General features: G+C 47.3%; 10 protein-coding genes. 9 read left to right on the top strand and 1 reads right to left on the bottom strand.

From position 1 onward, the window contains the following. Positions 1-212 precede the first annotated feature (212 nt). The 4 genes from FLA_RS14635 to FLA_RS14615 all read left to right on the top strand — a co-directional run bounded on the left by FLA_RS14635 (position 213) and on the right by FLA_RS14615 (position 3,268). A complete protein-coding gene (locus tag FLA_RS14635) occupies positions 213-635 on the top strand; it encodes a hypothetical protein (protein ID WP_076378052.1) in 423 nt (140 codons plus the stop codon). Between the two features lie 661 nt (positions 636-1,296). Then, positions 1,297-2,103, top strand: a complete 807-nt coding sequence (locus FLA_RS14625; protein ID WP_084206142.1) for a sensor histidine kinase — start codon at positions 1,297-1,299, stop codon at positions 2,101-2,103. A gap of 3 nt (positions 2,104-2,106) precedes the next feature. Next, complete coding sequence (locus FLA_RS14620; RefSeq protein WP_076378058.1) at positions 2,107-2,808, top strand: response regulator transcription factor; 702 nt, start codon at positions 2,107-2,109, stop codon at positions 2,806-2,808. Positions 2,809-2,827: 19 nt separating this feature from the next. Next, positions 2,828-3,268: a hypothetical protein gene (locus FLA_RS14615; protein WP_144264003.1), complete on the top strand. Its 441-nt coding sequence runs from the start codon at positions 2,828-2,830 to the stop codon at positions 3,266-3,268. 132 nt (positions 3,269-3,400) lie between these two features. Here the strand turns inward: FLA_RS14615 and FLA_RS14610 are convergent, their stop codons facing one another. Continuing rightward, the gene (locus FLA_RS14610; RefSeq protein ID WP_076378062.1) at positions 3,401-5,278 is read right to left on the bottom strand and encodes an AAA family ATPase; all 1,878 of its coding nucleotides are present in this window, start codon (positions 5,276-5,278) and stop codon (positions 3,401-3,403) included. A 593-nt stretch (positions 5,279-5,871) separates the two neighbouring features. Here FLA_RS14610 and FLA_RS14600 point away from each other — a divergent pair. From FLA_RS14600 to FLA_RS14580, 5 genes are all read left to right on the top strand, one after another. Then, on the top strand, positions 5,872-8,487 hold the full coding sequence (locus FLA_RS14600; protein ID WP_076378066.1) for a heparinase II/III domain-containing protein: 2,616 nt from the start codon (positions 5,872-5,874) through the stop codon (positions 8,485-8,487). Next, a complete protein-coding gene (locus FLA_RS14595; RefSeq protein WP_076378068.1) occupies positions 8,487-9,668 on the top strand; it encodes a glycoside hydrolase family 88 protein in 1,182 nt (393 codons plus the stop codon). Before FLA_RS14600 ends, FLA_RS14595 begins: the two co-directional genes overlap by 1 nt. Positions 9,669-9,710: 42 nt before the next feature. Further along, a complete protein-coding gene (gene fucP, locus FLA_RS14590; RefSeq protein ID WP_076378070.1) occupies positions 9,711-10,931 on the top strand; it encodes an L-fucose:H+ symporter permease in 1,221 nt (406 codons plus the stop codon). Between the two features lie 38 nt (positions 10,932-10,969). Next, the gene (locus FLA_RS14585; protein WP_076378072.1) at positions 10,970-15,106 is read left to right on the top strand and encodes a two-component regulator propeller domain-containing protein; all 4,137 of its coding nucleotides are present in this window, start codon (positions 10,970-10,972) and stop codon (positions 15,104-15,106) included. Positions 15,107-15,243: 137 nt separating this feature from the next. Further along, positions 15,244-18,420: a SusC/RagA family TonB-linked outer membrane protein gene (locus FLA_RS14580; RefSeq protein ID WP_076378074.1), complete on the top strand. Its 3,177-nt coding sequence runs from the start codon at positions 15,244-15,246 to the stop codon at positions 18,418-18,420. Positions 18,421-18,429 lie beyond the last annotated feature (9 nt).

Below are 18,429 nucleotides of genomic sequence, written 5' to 3'. Positions count from 1 at the left end.
ATCCTTTTAGCTTCTAGTTCTATTAAAGGTTACGATGTTGTTGAGTTATATGATTAGGGTTTCGCCTGAATTAGCCAAGGGTTTTTCCTGATACTTTGATTTTTCAAAGCGTAGACTGTGATTTTTCGATTCGTGCGTTTCTCTTTCTATTGACTTTGCCCCCTTCTTGACTGTATAATTGTTCTCGATTTTTTAATCTTAAAACAATTTTTATGTTAGGACAAAATGAAGCTCCTTTGCCTTTCTTTTTCGTTGGTAAAACTGTAACTACGCAGAGAATTAATAGATTCCTGCAAACAAAGCATGTTGCATTGAGTGAACAACTGGGAAAACCAGATACTAAATCTGTATGGTATTCCAGAGAACATGTTTCGAAACTTTTAGACGAAATTGATCGTGCGGGAGCTGATGGACTTAGGATTTATTTTGGAACTTATGGGGAAGAGGAAGTTTATCCTGGGCAGACGTGTCTTCTTATGGTTATGACGAAATATGACCAAGAGAAATGTAGGCGCAGTGATATTACAATTGAGGATTCTTGCGATTTTCAAGCAAGAAGCATTGATTCGTCAAAGCCGCGAGATTTTAATGTTGGTTCACCTTGTCCACCAATTTGTGATGGATTAGATGAATAGATGTATCTTGAAGCATGCCTAGATTTGTTCATTATCTTTATTTAATTCCGCTGCTTTTTAGTGTAATTATTGGTTTAAAAAGTTCTAAAGGAAAATGGACAGATCCGTACAGTCTATTTGCGATATTTCTATTGGGAAGTTTAGCAGTTGAATTGTTTGCTATTTCCTGGAAATTGTCTCTGCATAGAACACGGTACTGGAGTTACTCAAAATCGAATTTGTGGATTTATAATTTGTATTTGATGCCCCAGTACCTGTTTTATTTTTGGTTTTATACCAAAGTTTTGGAAAGTAAGTTCTTGTGGAATTACAGACTATGTTTATTTATTGTTTATACTGTATTCGGATTGATTAATCTGTTATTTGTCCAGAAAATGAATCAGCTGAATACTTATAATATTATAGGTGGCAATATGTTGATAATTTTATGTTCTTTCTTATATTTTATGCAGGAACTAAATAGGGTGAAACCGAAAGTTGTGCAAAGAGATTCCCTTTTTTGGATATCATTGGGAGGTTTTATATTTAATACAGTTAGCTTGCCATATTTTATTTTTCTTAATTATATAGTTCGAGTAAACTTATCTATGGCAGTTGCATTGTTTAATATTCTACTTTTTTTAAACATACTCATGTATTCATTTTATTTAATAGCTTTCGTATGGCGCGCACAGTTTCCGAAGAAACAATTTTGACTATTGTAGTTTCAACTATTCTTTTGCTGTTTTTTGTTTGTTTGCTTACCTATTTCTTTTTTAGGTTGCAAAAAAAAAGACATCAACATGAGCAAGAGGTACTGATGTTACAAGAGTCTTTTAATAAAATTATACTCCAATCCAGGCTGGAGATACAGGAGAGGACTTTGCATCATATTGCAAAAGAATTGCATGCTAATTTTAGTCATATTGTTTCTTTAATAAACATTAATTTGTCTGCTATCTTGGTCCATAGTTCTGGTGATATAACTGAGCATGTTACTGAAACCAAATTATTGGCAAAGAAACTAATGGGAGATCTAAAAGCTTTGAGCGTTTCTCTTAATTCAGATGCTGTAATGAAAGCGGGTTTCGTTAGAATGCTTGAAAGCGAGTTGGAACGACTGAGGAAAACAAAAAAGTACGAGATTGTCTATTCTCAAAGTGGTTATCCTGATAAACTTTCCTCTGGAAAAGAAGTAGTGGTTTTTAGATTATGTCAAGAGGCTTTAAATAATATTGTAAAACATTCAAATGCTAAGAATGTAACTGTAATTGTTAGCTATTCTGATGGTTTTCTTACTGTGAAAATAAGTGATGATGGTGTTGGTTTTGATCTGATTTTAGCTGATCGGCTTAGCGTAGAGAAAGAAAGTACTGGATTGCACAATATGTCTAGTCGAGCCAAATTAATAGACGCTGAATTTAAAATTAAAAGCTTTCCTGGCAAAGGGACTGATGTCGAAATAATTGTTCCCGTTTTAACTCATTAATATATGTCCTATCGTAAACCGCCAATTAAAATAGCAATCGTTGATGATCATAAGCTTTTTCGGAAAGGACTAATTACTCTTATTGATCTAGCCTATAAGCAAAATTATCTTTTAGTTTTTGAAGCGGAGAGTGGAGATGATATGGTGAAAAAGATTGATAAAAAGGCTTTGCCGGATATTTTATTATTAGATATCGATATGCCAGATATGGATGGGTTTGAAAGTATGGTGTGGTTAAAAAAGCACCATCCTGGCATATCAGTTTTGGTGATATCCATGGTAGAGAGTGAAGAGTCAGTGGTAAGGATGCTTCGCTTAGGAGTAAAAGGGTACTTGTCTAAAGATATTGAGGTTGAAGATATACATCAGGCAATAAAGTCTATAAGTGAGAAAGGATATTATTATACAGATTTTATTACTGGGAAATTGATTGATGCCATTAAGCAAGAGTCGGTAGAGGATATTGAGGGTAGAGAGGGGGAAGTTGATGCTATATGGAAAAGTTTATCTGAAAATGAACGGATTTTCATTCGTTACGCTTGTTCAGAACTTAAATATGAAGAAGTTGCAGAGAAAATGTTTTTGAGCCCTAAAACAATAGATGGCTATCGGCAGGCTATATTTAATCGTTATGGTATTAAGAATAGAGTAGGGCTGGTTTTGTTTGCGATAAAGAACGGGCTCTTTAATATAAATGAAATTTGATATTTTAAATATTATTGTTATGCGAAAGCTTAAGGAGCCTGCAAAGCTGACACCAATGGAAAAGAATAAGCTCAGTAAGAGTATTTGGTTAAAAGATTGGCATTTTAATTTATTGATAAAGCGTCATTGCACGGAAATTTCTTCCCATTTAATCTGTTGGGATAATGATAAAGCGCATTATGCTTTTATTTGGGGGTTAAATGCTGTTAAAACTAATACTAATGATCCCTGTATTGCTAATTTATTTGTTAGATATGACTTTCGTCTTTATCAGTTTCATAGTATTTCTGATGCTTGTAAAATGATTGAGATGCTTAAAAAAGAGCATGAGTATGATGAATATGAAGAGAAGATGTATCTGCAGGAATCGGAACGTAAAAAGAATGCCAAGGAACGGTCCTCGAAAAGTAAAAATGTCAAGACTTTAAAAGCTAATAGTAAGGAAGATGTGGCAGCTTGATTTAATTGATGTTATTCCAATAAAAATCTTCATCTGGTTAGAATTGTAAAGTACAATCCTCTAAACTAGGTAGTGTTGTAAAGAATAGGGTGGGATACCATTATTTGTATGACAATTTTATACTATATATGTTTAGTTGTGATCGCTTATGAAATTGAATATATTTTCTGCTATCTCTCTCCCTGAGAAGCTTAGGTCGTCTAGTTCTTGTATTTGTTCCACTGCTATTTTTGCAAAATCAACTTTGTTGTATATCGTACCGCTCTTTTGAGAGTATTTCTTGGTTATTCCAGTCGCATTCTTTTCGATGAATGTTCCTAGGTATTTGTTTTTGTAGTCGGATTCTGAAAAGTTAAACTCGATTTCGCTAACGCCTTCTCTTGTTTTTATTATGTCTCTTATAATTTTCGGAGATAGTGTATTCTCAATCTCTCTGCAAGGGAGTATTATAAGTTGGTCTCCTAAATTTTCTTTGAGCATTCTTAGTCTTTCAGCTTTTTTGGATTTATTATTAATATTGGTGTCGTCAGAGTCTACTATTACTAAAATTTTATTGCTAATTCTTGTTGCTTTTATTTTTTCCCAATTGGACATTTCCTCGAAAGAATAATGAATAATGTTAGACCCGCCATATTCTACATATGAAAAGTGAAAGTCTTCTTTAAATCGTTTAGATTCATAATCTTTCCCCAGTTTGCTTTTTTGGTAAATCTCTAGGTACTTGTTTATGTAAAATCTATCGGAAATTCCTTCAATCCATATTGTACAATTACTAAGAAATACCGAAGAGTTTTTAACGCCTAAAGTATTTAGTATTTTAATGTCAGTGTTATTGGTATTTGTGATTTCAAACTTTTGCGATTCACTCACTTTGTTTAAGTTGTAAATGGAAATTTGATCATGATCCAAAGTCATATCAAGGAAATGGTTGGAGTGAGTGGATATGAAAAATTGAATATTTGAAAATTGATTACTTAGTATTGTGTCAAGGAATAATCTTTGCATTCCTGGATGTAGTGATAATTCTGGTTCTTCAATAAAGCAAAGGTGTGGTGTATTGTCATTGAAGTATATTGGATATAGTAGCAGTATTAAACTTTGTATTCCATCTCCTAAGTTGTATATGGGTCTTTCTTCGTTCCCAATTGTTACATGTAAAACGTGATCACTTTCCAATGGGATTATCTCAACTTCTTTCGAATCAAAGAAATTGATGCTTAGGAACTTATTAAATGCTTTTAGTTTATCACGGTTTTCTTTTGTGCCTGAATGCATTTTTTTTATGATTTCAAATAAGTCTAAACCCGTTGCTATTGTTGCTTTAGGAGGGAGTTTGAATTGGTCATTTTCGGTTTTTGCAAAATAATCTTTAATAGTTCTTGAAAGGTAGTTGTTGAAGCCGGTGGCAATATATGTGTTGTCAGAGTTTTGCAGCTGAATAGGCCTAAGTCCCCTAAGTATTGGTATGTATGTTTTCTTGAATTCTACAAATGAAGCGTTTTCGTAATTGGCCGTGATCTTTTCTGAATAAGAACTGCCTAGTGATTGGAGTTTTTTTGCTACTATGTCTGGAGTTGGTTGTTTGTTTCCATTTTTGCTATTGTACCCGTTAACGTAAAATTGCTTTAATGAGTTTATATAGGAAGTAAATTGTTGTGCTGCTTTAAGCTGTTCTCGAAGATTTGCTGTTTCTATTTGTGTTATTATTTCCTGTAATTTTTTTCTAGGGTCGCCGTTATTTCCGGATATGTCTATTAAGCCATGATCCTCCATGAAATTATCTATCTCACTATATAGAGATTTTATTTTTGTTAGAAAATCGTCAAAATCATATTCACTTGTTTTGTAATTAAAGTCGTCGATGAATAGGTTTCTAAGCAATCTGCTTTTCCCGGAATTATTAGGACCAATGAATATATTTACTCTACTGATTGATTTTAAAGAAGTGTCTTCTTCACGTAATATGTATTCTCTTCGGATTTCTGCAGGAATTGTTATTTCATTTATCATTGACAAACTTTATTGTAAGTTCAATTGAATTCTAGTTATTGTCTATCTAAGATCTTTTAAATGTTTTTCTACGGCATAATTTATAAAAAATAATGTCATGACTTGTTTATGTAAGGTGTTTTCTTTGTTTTATAGCTTGCGAAGAATGTTTAATTTCCTTTTTTAAGCTATGTTTGGCTATCATTAAAGTCCCATTGACCCAAACCACCCCCATAAAAGGCAAAAAACACCCTCTTCATAACTTCCACAACCCAATAACTTCGCCCACACACTACCACCCACCGGGGCCGTGACCAATTCCACCCCCGAACCTGGTAGCCCATTGCCATATGATCCAAACGAATCCCCAAAAGCCGAGGAAGCCCATAAACCTCCTCCTAACACTACTATTATGCAAAAGCATAATAGCCCAACCACAAATCCCACTCCCCACCCAATACCCCCAGGGCCACCCCCGCATGGAGGTACTAAAATCAAACCTCCCCAACCTAAAACAATACATCCAACAATCCCCCCAATCCCAACTCACGCTGGAAAAACTAACGGCATCCATAGCCCCCTACATAAAAAGTTGCCAAACAGACAGCACCTACATGCTATCCCGCTTGCAACTCTACTGGAAAACCCACGCCACGGAAGTCTACATCAAAGGGGGCGTTTTTGACCATACAGAGGGCCAGGCAGAAAAGCCCACCGTCCGTTTCCCCGGTGCGCGGGATCATATTACCCCTTACGCCGCGCCCAAACCGGAGAACCTGTTGCCGTATGCGGATGACACCAAAGGCGTGTACCTGGTAAATCGTTCCCGTCCTGGCGAGCCGATGGAGTGGGTGGAGGTGGCCAAAACCGGGCGGGTAATAGAAACCATCAACACCCAGCTCATGGGCATGGCCTATACGGCTGCCTGGCTGTACCAGTTTAAAGGAGAGGAGCAGTACGCCCGTTTTGCGGTGGGGCTGTTCGATACCTATATGCAGGGCATGTTTTACCGCAGCACTCCGCACGATATTACCCACGGTCACCACGAAACCATTGCCGGGCTGGCCACCTTTGAAGTGATACAGGAAGCCGCGTTGCTCGGTCACCTTACCGGCGTGTACGATCTGCTGTACGATTACCTCAGCCAGCACCAGCAAGCCAATATGCCCCTGTACACCACGGTGTTTCGCAAATGGGCCGAGGTGCAGATACACCACGGAGTAGCCTTCAACAACTGGAACCTGATAGAAGCCCGTAACGTGCTGAACATCGCCGCCGTGCTGGAAGATAACCCCGCCTATGCCGATGGCAAGGGCAGGCAGTACTATACCGATGCCATTCTCAACCACGATACCGAGCGCCAGTGGAGCCTGGCAAAGCTGCTGCGCGAAGGGTACGACAGCACCACCGGCATCTGGAACGAATGCCCCGGCTACAGCCTGAACGTGCTGGCCGATTTCACCGGTATTGTACAGCGTTTCGATAAACAATACCAACACGATATTCTCCCCGGTATGCCCGTGCTGGAAAAAGCCGTACCCGCTGCGGCGCAATACCTGTTTCCCAATGGTTGCTTCACCGCGTTTGGCGATTCGCACTACGGTCGCTTATCCCTCACACCCGCGCGCCAGTTGCTGGCCAATGCACAGCTGCACCACAAGCCCGCACAGGCCGCCACCTACAGCCGCTACCTGCGCACCCTGGAAGCCTTTTACACCGGCATATCATCAACAGAAGAAAAGAAAGAAGGCATAGCCGCCATGCTAATGCCCCCCAACGAAACCGAAAAGCAAAACGAATACGATAACAAAACCACCACACCAGGCCACATTACCGACTATGTAACCCCGGTGTTCAGCGCCCCCAAAGTAAGCTACCTGGCTGTGCGCAACGGCTTCGACAGTACACAGGGACTGATGGTGGCCCTCAGTGGCTCTAAAGGCAACCACATGCACGCAGGCGGCATTTCCCTGGAGCTATACGGCAAAGGCATGATACTGGCCCCCGAAGCAGGCATTGGCACCAGCTATTTTCAGCCGGACTATGGCGAGTATTACTCCCAGTTTCCCGCCCACAACACCGTGGCGGTAGATGGCATATCCGCCTACCCGGTCATGAAAAGCAACCACGGTTTTCAACTGCTGCACAGCTATCCCGCATCCGGCGTGGCCACCGGCTTTTTCCCGCTGGTAAGCATGGCCAATGTGTCGTTTATAGAACCCGAAACACAGGCCCTGCAAAACAGGCTCATCGCCATTATCCGCACCGGCAATACGGCGGGCTATTATATAGATGTGTTCCGCAGCGCCCGGCAGGATGGCAGGGATAAAATGCACGATTATTTCTATCACAACATGGGCCAGCAACTCACGCTACAAGATAGCAACGGTGCACCACTGCCACTGCAACCCACGGAGTCGCTCACCTTTGCAGGCGGACACCTTTCGGCCTATGATTATTTCTGGGATAAACAAAGCATCACCATCCCGCAAAACATACAAGCCGTGTTTCGCCTGCAAATGCCCCACCAGCCCGAAGTGCAGATGCACCTGTGGATGAAAGGCGAAAACGACCGCGAAATATTCAGCGTAAAAGCCCCCGCCTCCAAAGCCATCGACCGCATGGGCCTGCCACAGGAGATAGCCACACTGCCACTGCCCACCATAGTAGCCCGGCAAAAAGGCGAAGCCTGGAAGCGTCCGTTTACCGTAGTGCTGGAACCCGCTACCACCGCAGCACCCGCCAGCATTGCCACCATACAAAGCTTTACACCCCACACAGCCAACAGCACCGTTACCGGCATTACAATAACCACCCGCAACGGCGGCACCCAATGGATATTCGCGGCCGACAGCACCGCCAAAGCCAGCTACGGCCCTTACGCCAGCAACGGCACACTGGGCATCATCAGCCAGCAGCACGATACCTTACAATACCTGTTCCTCAGCGGTGGCACCCATATTAGCTGCGGCGCTTACCAGCTCACCACCCGCAAAGGCCCCGCCGCAGCCGCTTTGTGCCAAAAGGTAGATGGCTGGTACTTCACCGCATCGGCACCCGTTACACTCACCCTGCCGCAGCAGGTCATCACCCGCCACAACCTGCTTACCGTCACCACTGGCAACACCACCCAACAATACACCGGCAAACCCGGGCAAAGCCACAGCAGCAAAGGCAACACCGTAACCTTTACACTGCCCGCCATGCCCTACACTAAAATTCAATTCTGATGAACATACGCATTACCATAGGAATACTACTATTAACAGCCTGCCACACAGCGCCCACCTTCACCCCACAAAAAGCGCTGGACTACTGCACCCGCCAGGCCGCTGCCACCGCCGCACAACTACCCGGCTACGACAGCTTGCCCCGCAGCATAGCCACCAATGGCACCCGCTGGAAACTGGTGGATTACAAAGACTGGACATCCGGCTTCTGGCCCGGCGTGCTATGGTATGTATACGAATACACAAAAGATACCGCCTGGAAAAACAAAGCCGATACCTACAGCCGCACCCTTACGCCACTGGCCTACAACAAAGCCTACGATCACGATATAGGCTTTCAGCTATATTGCAGCATGGGCAATGGTTACCGGCTCACACACGATACCAGCTACCGCCGCATACTACTGGCCGCAGCCGATACACTCGCCACCCTGTTCAACCCGAAAGCAGGCACCATCTTATCCTGGCCGCGCAACGTGCAGCAACTGGGCGGACATAACACCATCATCGATAACATGATTAACCTGGAACTGCTGTTCTGGGCCGGCAAAAACGGCAGCCCGCATTGCTACGATATAGCCGTGCAGCACGCCACTACCACCATGCACAACCATTTCAGGCCCGATCATACCTGCTACCACGTAGTAGTATATGATACCCTCACCGGCCAGGTGCTGCGCCGCCAGACGCACCAGGGCTATGCCGATAACAGCGTGTGGGCACGCGGACAAAGCTGGGCCATTTACGGCTACACCCTTTGCTACCGCGAAACTCATCAACCGCAGTTTCTCACCTTTGCACAGCAGGTTGCCGATGCGTACCTGCAAAGGCTGGGAGAGGAGTTAATACCCTATTGGGATTTTGATGATGCCGCCATACCACAGGCACCCAGGGATGCTTCTGCCGCTGCCGTTACCGCATCCGCCTTACTGGAATTGTCAACACAGGTAACCGATAAAGTCAAAAGCAAACACTATTACGATAAAGCCGTAGCCATGCTGGCCGAACTAAGCACACCGCGTTGGCAAAGCAGTGGCTACAACACCGCCCTGCTGCAACACAGCACCGGCCATAAACCCAACGGCAGCGAAATAGATGCAGCTATTATTTATGCAGATTATTATTATATTGAGGGCCTGCTGCGATTGCAAAAACTACAAAAAGGAAATCCAATTTTCTGATATACTATCAATGCCCGTAACGCATTCGGTTAAAACAGCCATATGACGCAAAAAACTGCTTTTACAGAGAAGAAGTTCATCGTAACATTTATATTCGTTACCTCCCTGTTCCTGCTATGGGGCGTAGCCCATTCTATCAGCGATGTGCTGAACAAGCATTTTCAAAATGTATTACAACTATCCAAATCGCAATCGGGCCTGATACAGTTTTCCGTGTTTGGCGCGTACTTCTTCATGAGCATTCCCGCCGGTTTGTTTATGAAACGCTTTGGCTATAAAAACGGCGTAATGCTGGGCCTGCTGCTGTTTGCACTGGGCGCCTTCCTGTTTGTGCCCGCTGCCAACCGCGTATCCTTTCCCTTTTTCCGCTTTGCCCTGTTTATACTCGGCTGCGGCATGGCTACACTCGAAACCGTTGCCCATCCCTTCATCGCCGCCCTGGGCCAGCAGCAAACCAGCGACAGGCGCATCAATTTCTCACAGTCGTTCAACGCACTCGGCACCATGATAGGCCCGGCACTCGGCAGCAACCTGCTACTGGCAGGGGCCACCGGCACCGGCAACCTTACCTCCGTTAAAACCTTATACACCGGCATAGCCGGGGTGCTGGTAGCCGTAGCGCTGGCCTTTGCCTTTGTAAAAGTGCCCGCACTCAGCGCCGCACACGAACTGCATGCCGATGAAGCGCAGCCCGATGCCGCACCCGGTAAAAAGCTGCTGCACCACCACCACTTTGTATGGGCCGCCATAGCACAGTTTTTCAACGTAGCCGCACAAGCCGGCACCTGGGGCTTCTTCATCAACTACGGACATGATGTAATGGGCTTTAGCGATGCCCGCGCCGGTAACTACATGATACTGTTTATGGCCATGATGGCCCTGGGCCGCATAGCAGGCACCTGGCTCATGAAGTTTATAGCCCCCAACAAACTACTGGCGGCCTTTGCCTTTGGCAGCATGGTAATGTGTTGCATAGTAGCGCAGGGCTGGGGCTGGGTATCGTTCAGTGCATTGTTAATGATTAATTTTTTCTTTAGCATCATGTTCCCCACCATATTCAGCCTGGGTTTAAAAAGCCTGGGCCGGCATACACAGCAGGCCAGCTCTTTTATTTCCATGGGCGTGGTAGGTGGTGCGTTCTTTCCCTTTGTAATGGGACTGATAGCCAACCACAACGTAGCCACTGCCTACTACCTGCCCGTAGTATGCTACTTAGTCATCTTTTTGTTTGCAGTGCGTTTTTACCAGGTAAAACAGGGATAACAAACCCCTGTTATTATTAACGATTTTGATTACCGTTTATGTGCCAGCCATTGTACCATATATCCAAAACGTTGCTGCACACAGCAGCCCTGTATTGCCTGGCCCTATGCCTGCTATGCCAGCCCAAAGCCAGTGCCGCACCCATGCCGCAGCTGGGCTTCCTGGATATAGAACAAGGCCTGAGCAATAACACCGTGCGCTGCGTGTTTCAGGATCATAACGGCTTTATGTGGCTGGGCACTTTTGACGGACTCAACCGGTACGATGGCTACGACTGCAAAGTATACCGCAACAGCCTGCACAATGCCCACTCACTGGTACACAACATAGTGCTGGCCGTAACAGAAGATAGTCTGCACAACATATGGGTAGGCACCCGGCAGGGCGTAAGCCGCCTGACCCCGCTGTGGGATGCGTTCAGCACCGTATACCTCAAAAGCCATCCCCAGCAACCCCTCAACGCCGTTATCAAAGAGGTGCGTGCCGATAAAAACAACAACGTATTCCTGGCCACCGAAAGCATGGGCCTGCTGCTATGCCGCAATGGCGCTTTGGCTGCTGAACCCGTGCCCCTGCTGGAAGCCGGTCACCTGCAGGCCGACTACACCGTAAAAGGTGTGCGCGTAGATGCCGCCGGCAATGTATGGGCGCTGGTATACAAACACGGACTGGCCCGCTATAACTACACCACCAGCCGCCTGGAACTGGTAAGCACCTCACTGCCCGATGCCGCCTGGCTGGGCATACAAGGCAGCAACCTGGTAATAGGCAGCGGTGCCTCCCTCTACGGTTATAACCCCGCCACACCCGTACCCGCCGTCATGCTCAACTACGCACAAACCTATCCCGATGCCGGCACCCTGGCCACTTTTTCTATTGACGAAGAAGGCCGCTACTGGATAGCCACCGTTACCGGCAACCTGCTATCGTGGAAGCCCGGCGCACCACCCGTGCTGGTGCTGGACAGAAAGGATGCCAGCCAAAGCCTGAGTACCCTCGGCTTTCACGCCCTGTTTATAGACCGGCAAAGCCGCAAATGGATAGGCACCGCCACCAGCGGCGCAGCCATCATAGACCCGCTCAAAGGCCGCTTTCAAATGCTTACCCAGCAACCCGGCAATCCCAATTCACTGGCCGATAAAGTAGTCAGCACCCTGTACGAAGCCACCGATGGCAACGTATACATAGGCACCGATGGTGGTGGCGTAAGCATCTGGAACCGGCAAAACAATACCTTCACCACGCTGCAAAGTGGCCCTGGCAATGCACACGCCTTATCCGACAACGCCGTTACGGCCATCACTGCCGACCATACACAACATATCTGGATAAACACTTTCCGGCATGGCGTTAACCGCTACACACCTGCCACCCGCAGCATAGAACACTACACCCTACTCAACCCCGTTACCCATGTAGAAGACCGCGTAACCTACGGCCTGCTGGAAGACCGCGACCACCGCCTATGGGTAAGCACCCTGCGGCAAAACGGCATTTATGGTGCCCTGTACACCTTCAACAATACCACCAACACCTTCGACCTGTTCGATGCCACCCTCAGCGACCTGTTTACCCTATACGAAGATGGCAACGGCGTGCTATGGGGCGGCAACCTGCACCAACTGGTAAAAATAGATCGTGTAACAAAAAAACATACGTATTACAATATCGGCTATGCCGTGCGCAGCATTTATGAAGATAGTCGCGGTAACCTGTGGGTAGGCACCGAAGGCGGCGGCCTGCAACTGTTCGACAGGATGCGCCAGCAGGTAACCGCCCGCTACGCCACCGCCGAAGGCCTGTGCAACGATGTAGTACTCACCATGCTGGAAGACCACAACGGCCACCTGTGGCTGAGTACCTTCAACGGTCTTGCCCGGTTCGATATTGCCAAACGCACCTTTCGTAACTACTACCAGGCCGATGGTCTGCAAAGCAACCAGTTTCACTACAACAGCGCACTGGCGCTACGCAGCGGCCAGCTGGCCTTCGGCGGCATCAAAGGCTTAAACCTTTTTTACCCCGAAGACATACGCGGCAACCACACCATGCCTCCCTTACAGCTTACCGGCCTGCTTATGAACAACACACCCGCCCGCGCCGATACCAGCTACGTAAAAGCCGTAACAGACGGTACCATCACCGCCATCACCCTGCCATATAACAAAGCCACGCTGGCCTTCACCTTCACCGCACTGGAATACACCGTGCCCGGTAAAATTACCTACGCCTATTATATGGACGGGTGGGATAGAAGCTGGAACAATGCCGGTAACACCCGCACCGCCGCCTACACCCACCTGGATGAAGGCAGCTATGTGTTTCGCGTAAAAAGCACCAACGGCGAAGGCGAATGGAATGCACAGCAGATAGCCGTGCGCGTAATAGTGCTGCCACCCTGGTACCGCAGCTGGTGGGCCTACCTGCTGTACAGCGCCTGCGCCATAGCTGCTATATACCTGTTCATTGCTTACAAAACCCGTCAAACCCGCCTGCACTACGAAGTAAAAGAAGCACAGCTGCAAACCAAAGAAGCACAGCTACATGCACAGCAGGAAAAAGAAGTACACGAAAAACGCTTAACCTTTTTTACCAACCTCAGCCACGAGTTTCGCACACCGCTTACCCTTATCATAGACCCCGTAAAAGAAATGCTGGAAAGGGATAACGAACCCGCGCCCAAAGAAGGCCTGCATATGGTATACCGCAATGCCCGCCGCCTGTTAAGCCTGGTAGATCAGCTATTACTGTTTCGCAAAGCAGAAACCGAAGCCGACACCCTGCGCGTAACACAACTCAACGCAACCGAACTGTGCAGCGAGGTATTCTACAGCTTTATACAGCAGGCCCGCATTAAAAAACTCGACTATCAATTCAACAGTCCTGCCGAACCCATCACCCTCTATGGCGATAGGGAAAAGCTGGAAATTATTGTATACAATCTCCTCTCCAACGCCATTAAGTTTACCCCCGCAGGCGGTAAAGTGCAGCTGCACCTACACGAAACCGACACCCAGGCCACCCTGCAGGTAACCGACAGCGGCATAGGCATACCCGCCGGCACGGGCGATAAACTGTTTCACCGTTTTTACCAGGCCGCCAATAGCGCCACCACCGGCAAAACCGGCTTTGGCATCGGCCTGTTTTTAGTAAAGCATTTCACCACCCTGCACCACGGCCAGGTAACCTACCAAAGCCAGGAAAACGAAGGCACCACCTTCACCATCACCTTACAAAAAGGGCAGGCCCATGTGGCGCAGTACCCGCTCTACACCGCTGAACCTGCCGCCCCCGCCGCCATACCCGTGCCCGAAGAAGTAGCAAGCACACCCGACAAAGGCAAAGAACTCACCGCCCTGGTAACAGAAAAGCCCACCCTGCTGGTAGTGGATGATGATGACGATTTACGCAGCTATGTAACCAAAGTGTTCAGCAACGAATTCACCGTGCTGCAAGCCGTAAACGGTCAGGAGGGCCTTACCCTGGCACAACAATACCTGCCCGACCTCATCATCAGCGATATTACCATGGACACCCTGGGCGGGCTGGACCTGTGCAAACAGGTAAAAGAAAATAATTTATTATCACACATACCCGTAATACTGCTCACCGCCAGCACCGCTTCCGAAACCCGCCTGCAAGGCATAGAAGCCGGGGCCGATGACTATATTACCAAACCGTTTGAAAAAGAGTTGCTGAAAGCCCGCGTAGTAAGCCTGCTTAAAAAACGCAACTCGCTGCAACAATATTTCTACAACGAAATAACCCTGCAACAGAACGATGGCAAGGTATCGGTAGAGTACCGCGAGTTCCTGGATAAGTGCATCCGCATAGTAGAAGACCACCTCGATGATGAAACCTTTTCCATCAAAACCCTCACCACCGAAATGGGCATGAGTCGCAGCAGCCTGTACCGCAAAGTGAATTCCGTATCCGGCCAAAGCATCATCGGTTTTATCCGCTTCATCCGTTTACGCAAAGCCGCCGAACTGATGATCAACACCGAAAACAACGTGACCGAAATAGCGTCCATCACCGGGTTTAACGACATCAAATACTTCCGCAATCATTTTGCGCAACTGTTTGGCATGAACCCCTCGGAGTATATCCGCCGGTTTAGAAAACCCTTTCACAACAACCTGCAACTGAACAAAAACATACGCAAACCAGAATAGGGGGGAATGGACAGTTATCCCCCCTTATTTGGTTTAAAAAACCACCCCCTTCGCAATATGACCCCTCTACTTTTGGTGTGTTCAATAACTAAGATTGCTATGTCACTCTATTTCATTCATTCTTCAACAATTGCTGTATGAGAACAATCAAACCTCTATTCCTGTGCGTACTGGCCGTGCTGCTATGCAGCATACAGGCCTGGGCGCAAACCCGAACCCTGCGGGGAAGGGTAACCGATGCCGTTAACGGACTGCCACTGGCCAATGTTACTATTGCGCTGGAAGGCAACGGCGGCGGGGTGGCCACCGATTCGGCCGGACGCTTTACCCTGCATGCACCAGCCGGTGCAAAACTGGTGGTAACCCATGTTGGCTATGCCACCCTGAAAATAACCCCGGATGATTCCAACACCCTGGACATTCTGTTACAGCCCGCCAACGCTGCCGACCTGGGCGATGTGGTAGTGGTAGGCTATGGTGCCCGTAAAAAAGCCACCCTTACCGGCAGTATTGTGCAAGTAGGCGAAGAAGTGTTTAAAGATCGTCCCCTGGCCAATGCCGCCACCGCTTTACAAGGCTTTATACCCGGCCTGCAAATCACCCGTACCTCTACACGCCCCGGTAACGAAGGGCTGAGTATTGTAATGCGCGGCGCCAGCTCCGTATCGGCCGTTGACCCGCTGATCATAATAGATGGCGTGCCCCTGATAGGCACCTGGGAGTTTAACCAGATTAACCCGAACGATATAGAAAGTGTAACCGCGTTAAAAGATGCTTCTGCCGCTATCTACGGCGCACGTGCGCAAGGCGGTGTAGTGCTGGTAACCACCAAACGCGGTAAAGGCGGTAAAATGCAGGTGAGCCTCAACAGTAACTTCAATCGCAATACCATTGGCATTACCGTGCCCTGGGCCAGCATGAGTCAGTGGGCCAGCCTGTACCTGCAAACATCCACCTCCGATAAAAGAGATGTAGCAGGCAACCCCGTGGAGTGGTTTCCGCAATGGACCAAAGACAACCTTATCAAGATGGCCGCTGATTCCTCTTTCGATTATACCGATCCTTCCGGCATTGTACACCACTATGCCAATAACAACTGGCAGGATGCGCTGTACGGCCCTTCGTGGAGCAACCAGCAAAACCTGAGTGTACGCGGCTCCAACGGCAAAACCGCCTATATGTTTTCACTGGGCTACTCCGATAACAAAAGCCTGCTGAAAACCGCCTACGATGGCGAAAAGAAATACACTACCCGCTTTAACTACGACTACAATATCAGCGACCGTGTGCGCCTGGAAACAAGCGTATCGTTCGATAACCGCACGGTGCAAAGTCCGCGCAACGGCGTAGGCAATGGGTACTTCGATGCGCCCATCTTCCCCGTATATAACAAACTGGGCCAATACTACGATGATTATGGCTTTCGCAATCCCGTAGCCTTTACCCAAAGCGGTGGTACTACCAAAAACCGCGAAGGCATTGTGCGGCTGAATGCCAAACTGATAGCCGAAGTGCTGAAAGGATTAAAACTTACCGGTAACGCAGCCGTGGTAAAACGTGATGGATGGAACACCGCCTATAACCAAACCTTTAACCTGTATAACTGGCTGGGTACAAAAGTGAACTCCATACAATATGGCCCACCCAACAACCCCGCTATTACAGAAACCATTGGTAACACCGTATACCAAACCTATAGTGCCCAGGCCGATTATATAAAAACAATCGCTAAGCATCACAACATAGCCGTGATGGCAGGTACCAGCGCCGAACTTTCCGAAACCAAAGCCCTCAGCGCTTCCCGCTCGCAATTGCAATACGATGGCTTATACGATATCAACACCGCTATATCGCCCACCACAGCTTCGTTTACCGGCCTGAACTCCGGCGGTTCCAGCCACTGGGGACTGGTATCTTATTTCACCCGTATCAACTACGACTATAAAAGAAAGTACCTGCTGGAAGTGCTGGGCCGCCGCGATGGCTCGTCCCGCTTTGACATAAGCAGCCGGTGGAGTAACTTCTATGGTATCAGCGGCGGATGGCGTATTACCGAAGAGCCGTTTATGAAACACATCAACTGGCTGGATGAATTAAAGATAAAAGGCGGCTACGGCGAAACCGGCGGACAAGCCAGCCTGGGCAACTACGATTACCTGGCGCTGATAGGCACCGGCACTGCGTTGTTTGGCAGCACACCCGCCTTACAAACCACCGGCTACCTCAATGGCATTACCACCAACCAACGCACCTGGGAAAGAATGGCCAAAAAGAACATCGCCCTGGAGTTTGGCATGCTTACCAACCGCTTAACCGGTACGTTCGAAATGTTTGAAAACAAGAACACAGGCATGCTGATTCGCGTGGTATATCCCAGCATTCTGGGCGGACAAGCGCCTACCACCAACAGCGGCACCCTGCGCACACGCGGCTGGGAGTTAACCCTTAACTGGAAAGACAAAATAGGGGCCGTGCAGTACAATGTAGGCTTTAACCTGTTCAATGCTAAAAACACGGTACTGTCATATGCAGGAGCCAACACCTGGGCCGAGGGCAAGTATACCACCCCACGCGAAGGCTACCCGCTTAACAGCATTTATGTATATAAAACGGATGGCTATTTTCAAACACAACAGCAAGCCAACGACTACTTTACCAAATACGGCGCTTCGGGCCGCGTAGCCACCTATAACGGCGGTGCAGGTGCCACCAACGTACTGCGTCCCGGCGATTTGAAAGTGGTAGACCTCGATGGCGATGGTAAAATAACGCCTACCGGAACCGGCCTCAAAGGCAGTGGCGATTTGTATTACTATGGCGATGCCGACCCGCATTACCAGTTTGGTATTAACCTCGGTGCCCAATGGCGCGGCTTCGATTTTGGTGCTTTTATACAAGGCGTGTACAAATGGAACATCCTGCGCACCGGCAACGGTCGTGCCCCTTTCTTCCGCAACTACCTCAACGTAAACACTACTTATATAGGCAAAACATGGACGCCCGATAATCCTGGTGCGCAATATCCCCGCCTGTCGTTCGATAACAACGTCAACAACTGGAACTGGCAGTTTAACGATGTAAACGTGCAAAACCTGCGCTACGCCCGGTTAAAGATGCTGGTGATAGGCTACACACTGCCCAGGTCGGTAGCCAACCGCATCAAAGCCGATAAGCTGCGCGTGTACTTCTCCGGTAACGACCTGTTCGAGCTTACCTCTGTGCGCGATGGCTTTGATCCGGAACGCGGTGAAAGCTCTGATAACAGTTATCCTTTTTTCAGAACATGGGCGTTCGGACTCAACCTTACCTTTTAGATTGTTTGA

This window comes from Filimonas lacunae (assembly GCF_002355595.1).
In the GTDB taxonomy this organism is placed as follows: Bacteria; Bacteroidota; Bacteroidia; order Chitinophagales; family Chitinophagaceae; genus Filimonas; species Filimonas lacunae.
This window is presented reverse-complemented; position numbering and strand designations above follow the sequence as displayed.